At 70.3% G+C, this 12,152-nt stretch carries 15 protein-coding genes and 1 pseudogene; 11 read left to right on the top strand and 5 right to left on the bottom strand.

Annotated elements, in window-relative coordinates; all coding sequences use genetic code 11:
- The first annotated feature begins 8 nt into the window (after positions 1–8).
- Positions 9–1,328 (top strand): hypothetical protein, encoded by a 1,320-nt coding sequence (locus JK364_RS18870; protein ID WP_201852294.1) that lies wholly within the window; start codon positions 9–11, stop codon positions 1,326–1,328.
- A gap of 249 nt (positions 1,329–1,577) precedes the next feature.
- Positions 1,578–2,798, top strand: coding sequence for an amidohydrolase (locus tag JK364_RS18865; protein WP_201852564.1), 1,221 nt, complete (start codon positions 1,578–1,580; stop codon positions 2,796–2,798).
- Positions 2,799–2,816: 18 nt separating this feature from the next.
- On the opposite strand, the gene JK364_RS18860 is transcribed toward JK364_RS18865, so the two are convergent.
- From JK364_RS18860 to JK364_RS18845, 5 genes are all read right to left on the bottom strand, one after another.
- The gene (locus tag JK364_RS18860) at positions 2,817–3,374 is read right to left on the bottom strand and encodes a hypothetical protein (protein ID WP_201852293.1); all 558 of its coding nucleotides are present in this window, start codon (positions 3,372–3,374) and stop codon (positions 2,817–2,819) included.
- A gap of 76 nt (positions 3,375–3,450) precedes the next feature.
- A complete protein-coding gene (locus JK364_RS57025) occupies positions 3,451–3,579 on the bottom strand; it encodes a hypothetical protein (RefSeq protein WP_269146267.1) in 129 nt (42 codons plus the stop codon).
- A 265-nt stretch (positions 3,580–3,844) separates the two neighbouring features.
- The gene (locus JK364_RS18855; RefSeq protein WP_201852292.1) at positions 3,845–3,988 is read right to left on the bottom strand and encodes a hypothetical protein; all 144 of its coding nucleotides are present in this window, start codon (positions 3,986–3,988) and stop codon (positions 3,845–3,847) included.
- On the bottom strand, positions 3,985–4,194 hold the full coding sequence (locus tag JK364_RS18850) for a hypothetical protein (RefSeq protein WP_230992173.1): 210 nt from the start codon (positions 4,192–4,194) through the stop codon (positions 3,985–3,987). The genes JK364_RS18855 and JK364_RS18850 overlap by 4 nt, the downstream gene beginning before the upstream one ends.
- A gap of 2 nt (positions 4,195–4,196) precedes the next feature.
- Entirely contained in the window at positions 4,197–4,586 is a 390-nt protein-coding gene (locus JK364_RS18845) for a DUF6415 family natural product biosynthesis protein (protein WP_201852291.1), read from the bottom strand.
- Between the two features lie 231 nt (positions 4,587–4,817).
- On the opposite strand from JK364_RS18845, the gene JK364_RS18840 reads away from it, so the two are divergent.
- The 9 genes and pseudogenes from JK364_RS18840 to JK364_RS18800 all read left to right on the top strand — a co-directional run bounded on the left by JK364_RS18840 (position 4,818) and on the right by JK364_RS18800 (position 12,041).
- A complete protein-coding gene (locus JK364_RS18840; protein ID WP_201852290.1) occupies positions 4,818–5,078 on the top strand; it encodes a hypothetical protein in 261 nt (86 codons plus the stop codon).
- Positions 5,050–5,580 (top strand): DUF6879 family protein, encoded by a 531-nt coding sequence (locus JK364_RS18835; RefSeq protein ID WP_201852289.1) that lies wholly within the window; start codon positions 5,050–5,052, stop codon positions 5,578–5,580. Before JK364_RS18840 ends, JK364_RS18835 begins: the two co-directional genes overlap by 29 nt.
- Before the next feature lie 27 nt (positions 5,581–5,607).
- A complete protein-coding gene (locus JK364_RS18830) occupies positions 5,608–6,462 on the top strand; it encodes a helix-turn-helix domain-containing protein (protein WP_201852288.1) in 855 nt (284 codons plus the stop codon).
- A 116-nt stretch (positions 6,463–6,578) separates the two neighbouring features.
- A pseudogene (locus JK364_RS18825) lies at positions 6,579–7,172 on the top strand (DUF5753 domain-containing protein); the annotation flags it as partial.
- Positions 7,173–7,302: 130 nt separating this feature from the next.
- Complete coding sequence (locus JK364_RS18820) at positions 7,303–8,523, top strand: helix-turn-helix domain-containing protein (protein ID WP_201852287.1); 1,221 nt, start codon at positions 7,303–7,305, stop codon at positions 8,521–8,523.
- Positions 8,524–8,635: 112 nt separating this feature from the next.
- Complete coding sequence (locus JK364_RS18815; protein ID WP_230992172.1) at positions 8,636–9,238, top strand: hypothetical protein; 603 nt, start codon at positions 8,636–8,638, stop codon at positions 9,236–9,238.
- Entirely contained in the window at positions 9,235–9,414 is a 180-nt protein-coding gene (locus JK364_RS18810) for a hypothetical protein (protein WP_201852285.1), read from the top strand. Before JK364_RS18815 ends, JK364_RS18810 begins: the two co-directional genes overlap by 4 nt.
- 232 nt (positions 9,415–9,646) lie before the next feature.
- Positions 9,647–10,735 (top strand): methyltransferase domain-containing protein, encoded by a 1,089-nt coding sequence (locus JK364_RS18805; protein WP_201852284.1) that lies wholly within the window; start codon positions 9,647–9,649, stop codon positions 10,733–10,735.
- A gap of 271 nt (positions 10,736–11,006) precedes the next feature.
- A complete protein-coding gene (locus JK364_RS18800; RefSeq protein WP_201852283.1) occupies positions 11,007–12,041 on the top strand; it encodes a BMP family lipoprotein in 1,035 nt (344 codons plus the stop codon).
- Positions 12,042–12,152 lie beyond the last annotated feature (111 nt).

The following is a 12,152-nucleotide window of genomic DNA, read 5'->3' as shown; positions in this document are numbered from 1 at the left end:
ACGGTGCGATGGTCTCCGCTGCCCCCTCTGCCTCTCCGGCCGCTGCCTCTCCGGCCACGCTTGCTTTTGTCGAGAGCCCGGTTCAGCTGCTGAACGTGCTGGAGTGGGCGTACGCCGACGCCCGGCGCGCCGACGCCCAGCGCGCCGACGTCCAGCGCGCCGACGTCCAGCGCGCCGACGCCCAGCGGGCCGACGCCCAGCGCGCCGGGGGCCCCGAGGCCACGGCGCCCCAGGACCTCACCGTGGTGGTGCTCTCCCCGCACGATCCGATGACCCGCGGCCAGCTGCGCCGGATGGCCGAGCTGGCGCGGGACGAGGGCTTCGCCGTGCGCTGGGAGGACGCGCGCGGCGGGGCCGGCGCGCCGATCAAGACCATCGGCGGGCTGCGCGGACCGCTGCGCCGGGCCGGGCGGATCGTGATAGGCGATCCGTTCTCCCGCTATGTCCAGCTGCTGCTGACCCTCACCCGGGCCAAGGACCTGGTCGTGGTGGACGACGGCACGGCCACCATGGAGTTCATCTCCCAGCTGGCCAAGGGGGAGCCCCTGGTGCGCTGGCACCGGCGCGGCAGCAAGGGGCCGCGCGACATGGTGTTCGCGCCGGTCTCCGCCACCGCGCGCCGCCGGCTCACCCCGGGCGCCAAGCGCCGGGTCGAGGTCTTCAGCTCGATGCCGGTGGAGCCGCCCGCCGGGGTCACCATCACCGCCAACGACTTCGCCTGGACCCGCGCCAGGTTCGGCCCGCCCCGGCTCACCGGGGGCACCGACCTGGTGGGTACGTCCCTGGTCGAGACGGGCGTGGTGGACCTGGAGCGCTATCTGGAAGCGGTCGGCTCGCTGGCCCGCGCCCATGGCGCCACCCGCTATTTCGCCCACCGCCGGGAGAGCGCCGAGAAGCTGCACCGGGTCTCGGCCGAGGTGGGTCTGGAGATCGTACGGCCCGATCTGCCGCTCGAGCTGATAGCCCGCCGCGGCCCCATCGGCCACACGATCGTGAGCTTCCCGTCGACCGTGGTGCACACCCTGCCGCTCGCGCTCGTGGGCACCGGCGTCCAGGTCGCGGTCTGCGATGTGGACCCCGCCTGGCTGACCAGGGACGCCTCCCCGCGCGCCCAGGGCTTCCTGTCCGGGGTCACCGGGACGGCGCGCGATGTGCGCCGACTGGGCTCGGGGCCGCAGGCGGGGTCGCCCCCGCCGAGGGACGCGGCCCCGCCCAGGGACTCGGTCCCGCAGCGTGACGCGGCTCCGAAGCGGGATGCCGCCCCGCAACGGGAGGCGGCCCCGCCGGCGAACCCGGGACCGCCCGCGGCACCGGTCGCGGCGTCCTGAGACCGGCCGCCCGGCGTTCCGAGCCGGTCGCGGCGTCCTGTAGGCGTCTCACGTTCTGAGCTCGTCGCCCGTACGGCCGTGTGGCACATCTCACCCGCGGCCGACCGGGAAATTCGCTGTTATACCCCCTGACTAGGAAGATCATGCAGTGGGGCGGGTACTTTTGCGTACCCGAACAGATTGAAAATTTGTTGATCGACATTCGGTGGACCCACCTGGCGTTCTACGCTTCTTCAGGTGAAGCAATTGATGTCCCTCGATGCGACCGATGTCACACCCGCCGACGCGTCCGCGCTGCCCGGCACGCTCCCCGACGAGCTGCGTGCCGAACTCATCGCCTTCCGGCGCGACTTGCACATGCACCCCGAGCTCGGCAACTGCGAGTTCCGCACCACCGCCGCGATCAAGGCGCGGCTGGAGCAGGCGGGACTCGAGCCGCGGGTGCTGCCCTCCGGCACCGGTCTCATCTGTGACATCGGCCCGCGCGATGGCGTAGCGCCCCTGCTGGCGCTGCGCGCGGACATCGACGGACTGCCCATCCCGGACACCAAGACGGTCGACTACCGCTCGACCGTCGCCGACCGTGCCCACGCCTGCGGCCACGATGTGCACACCACCGTGGTGCTCGGCGCCGGTCTGGTCCTCGCCGGGCTGGCCCGCGAGGGACGGCTGGCGCGCCCGGTGCGGCTGCTGTTCCAGCCCGCCGAGGAGGTGCTGCCCGGCGGCGCGGCCGACGCGATCGAGGCGGGCGTGCTGGACGGCGTCGGCCGGATCCTGGCGCTGCACTGCGACCCGAAGGTCGAGGTCGGCCGGATCGGGCTGCGGGTCGGCCCGATCACCTCGGCCTGCGACCGGCTGGAGGTCTCGCTGGACGGGCCGGGCGGCCACACCGCGCGCCCCCATCTGACCACCGACCTGGTGACCGCCGTCGCCAAGGTGATCACCGAGGTGCCCGCGCTGCTGGCCCGCCGGGTGGATGCCCGCTCGGGCCTGGCCGTCACCTGGGGCCGGGTGGAGTCGGGCCACGCCTGCAACGTGATCCCGCAGCACGCCGAGCTGTCCGCCACGGTCCGCTGCCTGGACCTGCCCGCCTGGCGGGAGGCGCCCGACCTGGTCCATGCCGCGGTGGACGAGATCGCCACCCTGCACCGCGCCAAGTCGGAGATCAACTACATCCGCGGGGTCCCGCCGGTGGTCAACGAGGCGAGCTCCGCCGAGCTGCTGCGCGACGCCATGATCGCCCGCCGGGGCGCGGACGCGGTCGAGGGCACCGAGCAGTCCCTGGGCGGCGAGGACTTCTCCTGGTACCTGGAGCGGGTGCCCGGCGCGATGGCCCGCCTCGGCGTCCGCAAGGTCGGCGACACCACCCGCCGCGACCTCCACGCGGGCGACTTCGATGTGGACGAGGGCGCGATCGCGGTGGGCGTGGAGCTGTTCACGGCCGCCGTGCTGCTGGACCGGAACGCGTAAGCCCGGCGGGGGCGTCCGTCACCCGGCTGTCGGCACCGCCGGCCTCGCCGGGAACGCCGAGCCTCCGCCTGCCGCCGAACCGGCTTTGCGGCCCATCGGGCAGGGGATCGTGGGGCGGATGCGGTTCGTGCTGCATGCGACGACCTGGATCGAGGCGAACCCGGTGCCTCGGAGATACCAGCCGCCGACGACATCCCCGCCCCAGCTGAGCCGGTCGTCCACCATCGCGAACCACTCGGCCTGCCGGGAGGGGGCCTTGTCGTGGTCGGTGAGGAAGGACGGGCTCAACTCGCTGATCTGGTGTCTGTACCAGGCAGCGGCCTTGTCCGGCGCCTCGAATGTGGCCTTGATCATTCTGGCCGGGCGGAGCAGCCAGTGCGGTACCTCCAGCGGGGGCACGTCGCTTGCCATGAAGGCGGGGCTGGCCGCCGCGATCCGCTGCCACTCCTGGGGCGGGATGTCCTCTACGACGAGGTGCGGTGGCCGCCGGGCGGACTCGTCGTCGTACGTGCGGCGCTCTCCGGTCCAGCGGTAGCAGTGCCAGTGGCTCGGCATGGGCGGGAGTGGTGCGGTCATCCGGGGGACCTCCTGCGTGGTGGGAGCGGCCCGCCTTCCGGGTGGGCCGCTGTTTGCCTGTGCCGTCGGACGCGGGCTACCTCGCGTACTGGCGTCCGTCGTCGGAGTCGCCGGGCGTCTGGCCGCCTGGGGTCGGGGCGTCCGTGTCCGGCATGGTGTCGCCGTCCTCCGGGTCGTGGCGGATGACGGCGCGCTGTAATCGCATGGGGCCTCCTGAGTTCACTCGCGCAGGGGCGTCCCCGCGCGTTTGCGCGGTGCTCGACCCGGCCACTGGCCTGCAAGCGGGAGGCGGGGCGAGCCTTGCTGGACGGGACTCCGGGCCCGGCGGTGCAGGCCGGTACCGGAGTCCCTTCGTCCCTGCCTTGTCGGTTGTCGGGTCGGCGCGTGCCGACCGGCAGGGGTCTTGGGGGCGGGCCGCCGGTGGGATGCGTGCCGGTACGGGGCCCGGAAACACCAGCGACCCACCCGGTCTATGGGGTCTGGGTGCTCGCGAAGCAGAGGTAGACCGCGAGCACCAGCAGCGCGGGGACCACACAGACCAGCAGGCCCATCCGGGCGACGCGGAAGGCGAGCAGCCCGGCCCGCACCGCGAGGGACGATCGGCGGTGCCTCATCCGGCACCCCCTGACCGGGCCTGTCGCATGGCCCGCTCGTAGGCGCGCAACAGCCGCCCGCCCTCCGAGCAGAGGGCACCGGGCGTCCGGCAGGCCAGGCAGCCCGCTGCGTGTTCGAGGGCCGCGCGCCACTCCTCGCGGAGCCTCTGCCCGTAGGCGTAGCTGCTGCCCTCGTCGCGCCACTGCCACCCGATGCGGGATGGCACGGTCAGCTCCCGCCGAGGTTCTCGTAGTGGTCACACAGGGCGTTGATGGAGCGGGCGAGCCGCTGGGCGTGCGCGATCCGGGCGGACAGCGTGGCGCCGGGTTCAAGGCGCATCCGCATGCGGGCCTCGCCGATGCAGGCGCGTGCGCAGGCGCGTGCGCAGGCGCGCCGGGTGTCGTCCTCGGAGAGGCTGTGGGTCATCTGCTCGACTGCGGGGACGGCGGCGATGATGTGCCCGCGCAGCCGGAAGGTGAGCGTCTCCATCTCCTCCATGGAGGGAAGTTCGGCGTCCTCGGCGAGCACACGGCGCGTGCTGGCGCGCATCGTCTGGATGTCGAGGGGGCGTTGGTGCCGCTCTTCGCTGGTCGGCGGACGGGTGGTGGAAGTGGCCATGCTGGCGCTCCTCGTGGCGTTGGCCGCGCCCCGGGAGGCTCCGCCGCCTCGCCCGGGTTTCGTCGTACATGCCGACGCTAGAAGTGTGGACACCGTCGATACCAGCAGTGTGCAGATCTGTGCAGCACACCCCTCTGTAGAGGCACGTTGGCGGGTTCGCACTCTTGACCCCGCGCTTCGTGGAAGTGACGCTATTGCAGAAATCTGCACGCCACGTCGAGGGAGGCAGCCATGGCGCTACTGTTCATCGGGATCGACCCGAACACCGGCGACGACGAGAGCCCAACGGTTTGGGTTGACCAGGAGAAGCACGAACTCGTCTTACAGGGATGGAAGCCGAGCCCAGAACTCCAAGCCGAATGTGCGGGGTTCGATGTCCCCGGTCACGCGAAGGGGATCCCGGCGCGCGAGGCTGTGATCCGGATCCCGGCCAGGATGGTGCACATGATCAGGGAGGCTTGCGATGCCGTCGAGCGCCCCGAAGTTCACTGAACTGATGGCAGGCTGCACGCGCTCTGCCGTGCACCTGGAGATGCGCGACGTCTACTCGGTCGACAGTGAACGGCAGCAGTTCGAGGCATGGCGCCAGGGTTTCCGCCATGACCTGGCAGACCGGGCATCTTGGTGGCGGCCGTGGCTGGACCTGATCCAGGACACCGTTGCCCGCGGCGTCGTCGTTCGCCGCGCGCGGATCGTGTCTGAGCCGGTCAGCGAATACATCCGCTTCGAGCACTCCGGCACCTTCACCAACATCGCGGCAGGCGAACAGGTGCGCTGGCTCCCACGCCGCCGGGCGTCCGACATCGCCCTGCCCGGCAATGACTTCTGGCTCTTCGACAGCCGCATCATTCGGTGGAATCACTTCACTGGCGACGGCGGGTCGGCGGGTCAGGATCTCTCAGACGATCCCGCCGCCGCCAAACTGTGCGCCGCCGCGTTCGACGAGGTATGGGCCAGGGCCGTCCCGCACGAGCAGTACGAGATACACCAGTAGTAGTAGAAAGCACCGGTAAGCCAGCTCATGCCCGTCTCCCCATCCTCCTCTGCCCAGGCCGCTCGCGAGGCCGTCGCCGGACGGCTGCGCGACCTCCGCAAAGAGGCAGGACTGACGATCACCGAGTTGGCAAGCCGGTGCGGCTGGCACCACTCCAAGACGTCCCGTATCGAGAATGCGATCACCGGCCCCACGGCCAACGACATTCGCCAGTGGTGCGCTGCCATCGGAGCACAGTCTCAGGCGCAGGACATCATCGTGCAATCGGTGAACGCCGAGTCGATGTACAGGGAGTGGCGCCACCAGATCCGCAGGGGCCTGACAAAGCTCCAGGAGAACACCGGCAAGCTCTTCCGCACCACGAACCATTTCCGCGTGTACTCGTCCACGCTCGTCCCCGGCCTCCTGCAGACCGAGGGCTACGCGACCAGCGTTCTCAGTGCGACAGCCCGTTTCCGCGAACTCCCTGCTGACGACAGCACCGAAGCCGCGCGTGCACGGGTCGACCGCTCGCGAGTCATCCACGACCCCGGCCGCCGCTTTGCCCTACTCATCGAAGAGTCCGTCCTGCGCTGCCAGATCGCCGACATCGACGCGATGGCAGCGCAGCTCGGCTACCTTCTCACTGCCGGTGCGATCCCCACGGTGTCCCTGGGCATCATCCCGGCAGCCGCACGCCTGCGTTCCCAGTGGCCACGCGAGACCTTCCACGTGTATGACGACAAACTCGTGTCCGTTGAGATGGTGTCCGCCAGGGTGCGGATCAACCAACCCTCCGAGGTCGCCCTGTACGTGAAGGCTTTCGAGCAACTGCGCGGCATGGCCGTATATGGGGCCGAGGCGCGGGCATTGATCCTGAAGGCCATCGAGGCACTGCACTGACCTCAGGTACGACAAGAGCCCCCTCGCCCACTCGAAAGCTGGCCCCGCCGGGCGAGGTTGGTGCACATCGGCGTACGACGACACAGGGAGAGGACATGCCCCAACCGTCCACCGAGTACCGTGAGTGGCGGTGCCGCGTGCGCACCGGTCTGGCCAAGCTCCAGGACAGCTACACCCAGCTGTACCGGTCCACGGAACTGCTGCGCGTCTATTCGCCAGTCCTGGTCCCCGGCCTGTTGCAGACGGACGGCTACGCGAGAGCGCTGCTGTCGATGAACGCCCGGTTCCTCGAGGTCCCCGACGACGGGGCGGAGGCTGCGGCCGCCCGCTTGGAGCGGTCGCAGGTCATCCACGAGCCGGGGCACCGGTACGTATTCCTCATCGAAGAGGCCGTGCTGCACTACCAGCTCGGCAACGCGGACGCCATGGTTGCCCAGTTGGGCTACCTGCTGACGGCCGGGGCCCTGCCGCAGGTGTCGTTCGGCGTCATTCCGGCCGCGACGTGCCAGCGGGTTCTATGGCCGCAGGAGACATTCGACGTGCACGACGACACGCTGGTGTCCGTCGAGTTGCTCTCCGCCGAGGTGAACGTCACCCAGCCGTCGGAGATCGCTATGTACGTGAAGGCGTTCGAGCAATTGCGCGGCATGGCCGTGTACGGGGCCGAGGCGCGGGCGTTGATCCTGAAGGCCATCGAGGCCCTGCACTGACTCCGGGCGAGGGGGCATTCGTCGCGTCAAGGAAGCGCGACGGCCCCCACCGAAATGGGGGCCGATCGGCCGTACCACTGGAGCCGACCAGGGGTACATTGCGAGTGTCAGCACGCAATTGGGAGTCAGTATGCCCGAGACCAGCGACAAGCACATCGGCGCCCGCATCCGCGAATTCCGCCTCATCCGAGACTTCTCCCTCGCTGAGCTGGGCCGACGCGCCCACGTCTCCACCAGCCAGCTCTCCCGAGTTGAGACCGGAGAGCAGCCCGCCAGCCCGTCTGTCCTGGCGGCGGTCGCCCGCACACTCGGGGTCACCCTGTCCGTACTGCACGGGCAGCCGTACATCCACATGCTCCAGAAGGACCAGCTCGATCGGCTGCTCGCACCGATCAGCAGTGCCCTGGACGCGTGGGACATTCCCCCCGAGGACGATCTCCCGCTACGGCCGTTGGACGACATCGCGGAAGACACGAAGGTCGTTGCGAAGAAGCGCGCACAGGGGAAGTTCGGGCCGGTGGCGGAGGCGCTGCCAGAACTCATCACCGATACGGCTCTCGCCGTACAGACGTACACCGTGCCAGGCAGGGACCGGGAGCGAGCGCACAACCTCCAGGCTGAGATCGCGCGGACTACGGCGATCGTCGCGTACCGGCTCGGCTACATGGACTTGGCCCGGCTCGCTTTGGCCCGCATGGCTGTAGCGGCGCCCCAGTCCGGTGACCCGCGCCAGGTCGCTGTTGAGCGGTATGAGCGGGCCGTCATCACCCACGCCGAGACGTCACGGCCTGACCGCGGTGTGGCCCTGATGAAGCGTGCGCTGCGCGATCTGGACGATGACGGCGACCCGGCAACCATGGCCGTGCGGGGCACCTTGCTCCTGCGCGCCTCGGCGCTCAGCGCGGTGCAGAAGGACCACGCTGCCGCCGGGGATTGGCTTGGTCAGGCCGAGGCGCTGGCCGAAGCCGGAGCAGCGGCGGACGCAGCGGAGGAGCCGCCCGGGTCTCGGTACGCCCTGGCGTTCGGGGAGCTGAACGTCAATCTGGGGCGGCTGGACGTCGCGATGTTCCAGGACGATTACGAGACCGCCGTCCGCGTCGCTGGAGATGTGCGGCTGCCCGACTCGTACCAGCCCACCAGGGTGGCCGGGTTCCTGATCCGGCGGGCCAGTGCGGAAGCGTGGACAGCGCGCCATGACGATGCGCTCGCCTCGCTGGAGCAGGCCCGCGAGAAAGCGCCGCAGTTGACCCGGTACCACCCCGACGTGCACCAGACCGTGGGGACCCTGCTGCGGGCGCGGCAGAGAGCGGCGGAGCCGCTGCGCGAGTTCGCCCAGTGGAGCGGTGTGTAGCTAGTTCGGCACGCTAAGTCAAGGCCCCGGTGTCCCTACCTTAGGGAAATCGGGGCCTTGCCTCGTCGGCACGATGTGACGGTCAGCACACAGACCATGCATGGAGCCGAGCATGACGACCAGAATCCTGCCGTGGACACCGCCGAACACCGAGGATGTTGAGGCGTTACCGGTGGGCAAATGGTGGGACGCCGTCTCCGCACCCACCCCGGTCGCCGACCGCGTCCTCGAGCTGCTCGGTGACCAATCCGGCGCCGTCATCCAGGACGACACCTACGGCAAGACCTACTGGCTCATCGGCATCGACACCGCCACCGCCCGCAGCTGGCGCATGCGCCAGGTCCGCGTCCTCACCGAACTCGCCGACGAGGGCACCCTCCTCGGCGTACCGCCCGCGTCCTGGGGGGCCGAGCACCGGACGTACTGGCGGATCCCGCTCGGCCCGGACCGGTATCTGACCGACATCAATCACCTGGTCCGCGCCCTGCGCCAGGCCCTCGACGACATCCTCGGCCCGACGCCGGACGGTCGACAGCTGTGCTACCGATGTCAGCTACCCACCGACGAACCGGTCCCGGTGGCCATCGAGCACAGCGGCAGTGTGGTCGGCACGACCGCCTACGCCTGCCCCACCCACGCTCGGGACTACCCGCGCGACGCCGTCGCCCAGGCCGCCGCCAGGCGCCGCGCCCTTGAGCGGGGAAGGACCCGATGACGGCCGCCGAGCAGACCGAGGACCCGTTCGCCGACGAGGCGTGGCGCGCGGCCATCGAGCACGCCGCGGGTTGCCTGGCCTGCCGGACGCCCGGCGCCGAGTGCGAGACCGGGGAGCGGCTGCTCCGTGCCTACGAGGAAGCTGCGCGGCAGGCGCGGGCGGAGGAGCTCGCATGACGCACCGTCGGCACTCGACCGCCGCCCGGTCCCGACTGCTCGCCTTTCGCGCCGCCCGCATGCGCCAGCCGGGTGGGCCTTCGCGCAGGCGCCCAGGCGCCCGTACTCAGGAGGTAGAACGGTGACTGTCGAGAGTAAGCACAAGGGCGATCCCGCCCCGATCAAGCCGTGGACGCCCCCGCCGCCGCCTCCGCCGGACGGCACCCCGCCACCGAGGCAGAAGTGAGGGAACGTGACCGAGAATTGGCGACAACGCCATACGGCACTCCTGGGCGCCCTGGCCGCGTCCGGCGAACTCCCGCACGCCTGGCGCTCGGCCTTCGCCGCTGTCCCGCGCCACCGCTTCATCCCCGGTGACATCTGGGAGCAGCGGTCCACATGCGTTCCCGTGACGACGGGCGCGGCTTGGTGGGACCTTGTCTACCGGGATGTGCCGATCGTGACGCAGCTGGACGACGGGCAGAGTGCCGGCCCAGGTATCGCGACCTCGTCCAACTCCATGCCCACGATGGTGGCGCGCATGCTCACCGCGCTGGAGGTCGCCGACGGGCAGCGCGTGCTGGAGATCGGCACCGGCAGCGGCTGGAACGCCGCGCTGCTCGCCGCGCGCCTGGGGAGCCAGAACGTCACCACCGTCGAGGTCGATCCGGTGCTGGCGGAGAAGGCCGCGAAGGTCATCAAGGACGCCGGATACAGCCCCGACGTCGTGTGGGGCGACGGCGCACGGGGGTGGGAGTCCGGGGCGCCGTACGACCGGATCATCGCGACCTGTTCGGTGCGCCGCGTTCCCTGCGCATGGGTACGGCAGACCAAGCCGGGCGGGCGCATCCTCGCCCCGCTGGCAGGAGACTTCTGGTCCGGGACGCTGGTACGGCTCGACGTCGGCGGCGACGGGGTGGCCTCCGGCCGGTTCGTCGGCGGTGCCCGGTTCATGCCGATGCGCTCGGAGCGCCCGCGCTCGGACGCCCCGGTGGACAGCGGAACCGGGCGGCGCGGCAGCACCGGCGGGCTTCCCGCCGAGACCATGGCCCACCTCGGCTTCGCCCTCTACGCGGGCGCGAAACTGCCCGGCGTGGTCATGGCCGACGGAACGCCCGACGGCAGCTATCAGATGTGGCTCCACGATCGGAACGGGTCGGCGGCCACTGTCACCCAGGGGGAGGTGTGGCAGTACGGCCCACGTCAGTTGTGGGACGAGGCCACCGCCGTGCACAAGGCGTACGTGAACGACGGCAGCCCGGACTCCGGCGACTTCGGGCTGACCGTGTCCCCCGGCGGACAGCGGCTCTGGCTCCGCTCGCCTGACGCACCCCTCGACTGACAGCCGAAGCCCACCCCGGCTCCGCCCGTGCGCCACGGCCGTGGCGCACGGGCGGAGCCCGCACGTCCGGTGGATCTCATACTGGGACGTACCGGGCGCAATCGCAGCCGTTTCGCCCGCCCGAAACGTTGCGTAGACCTCGCGGACACGAGAGGTTCGCGACGATCCGATAACGGCTTCCTAAGGGGCCTTTATCTGGCATCTACGCGCGTTACGATGCGCCGGAGCCAGCGCCGCAAGGGGCGCTTCGAGATCATCAGAGGGGACCCTCGTGCGCCGGGTATCCACGATAGCGGTCGCGGGCATTGCCACCGCGGCTCTCGCATTCTCCGTCACCGCGTGTGGCAGCAGTTCCGAAGAGGGAAGCAAGGACGCCGGTATCGGTCTGGCCTACGACGTGGGCGGCCGCGGCGACCACTCCTTCAACGACTCCGCCGCCAAGGGCTATGACAAGGCCCTGAAGGACTTCGACGTCAAGGGCAAGGAGCTGACGGCGAAGGACGGCGACACGGACGCCGACCGCTACGACAAGCTGGCGAGCCTCGCCGAGGCGGGCTACAACCCCGTCGTGGGCGTCGGCTACGCGTGGACCCCCTCGCTCACCAAGGCCGCCAAGAAGTACAAGGACACCGACTTCGCCATCGTCGACTCGGTCGTCGACTCCAAGAACGTGGCCAGCCTGGTCTCCGCCGAGCACGAGGGCTCCTACCTCGCCGGCGTCGCGGCGGGGCTGAAGACCAAGTCCAACAAGGTCGGTTTCATCGGCGGCACCGACAGCGCGCTGATCAAGAAGTTCGCGGGCGGCTTCCAGCAGGGCCTGAAGGACACCAACCCCAAGGCGTCCCTGGACGTCCAGTGGGTGCAGGTCGGTTCGCCCAAGGGCTTCGGCATGCCGGACCGCGGCAAGGACATCGCCGAGGGCATGCTCTCCAACAAGGTCGACGTGATCTTCTCCGCGGCCGGCGGCTCCGGCGCGGGCGCCATCGAGGCGACCGCGGGCAAGAAGGGCACCTGGTCGATCGGCGTCGACGGCGACCAGTACTACGACAAGGGCCTGGCCCAGTACAAGAACGCGATCCTGACCTCCATGGTCAAGACCGTGGACGGTTCGGTCTACGACTTCATCAAGAGCGTCGTGAAGGACAAGAAGCCCGAGAGCGGCGTCCAGACCTACGACCTCAAGCGCGGCGGCGTCTCCCTCTCCTACTCCGGCGGCTTCATCAACGACATCAAGCCGAAGATCGAGGCGGCCAAGAAGAAGATCATCGACGGTCAGATCAAGGTCCAGGACACCTACAAGGACTGACCCCTCGCGCCACGGACCCGCACGGCCCCTCCGGGCATCCGCCCCGGGTCCGCCCGGGTCCGTGGCGTACTCCGGCCGGTCCGGCCCCCGGCCAGCCCCACCCCCTCCGCC

This window comes from Streptomyces endocoffeicus, assembly GCF_016741935.1.
GTDB classification, from domain to species: Bacteria; Actinomycetota; Actinomycetes; order Streptomycetales; family Streptomycetaceae; genus Streptomyces; species Streptomyces endocoffeicus.
The sequence above is the reverse complement of the archived record's forward strand: the minus strand, read 5'-3'. Positions and strand labels throughout refer to the sequence as shown.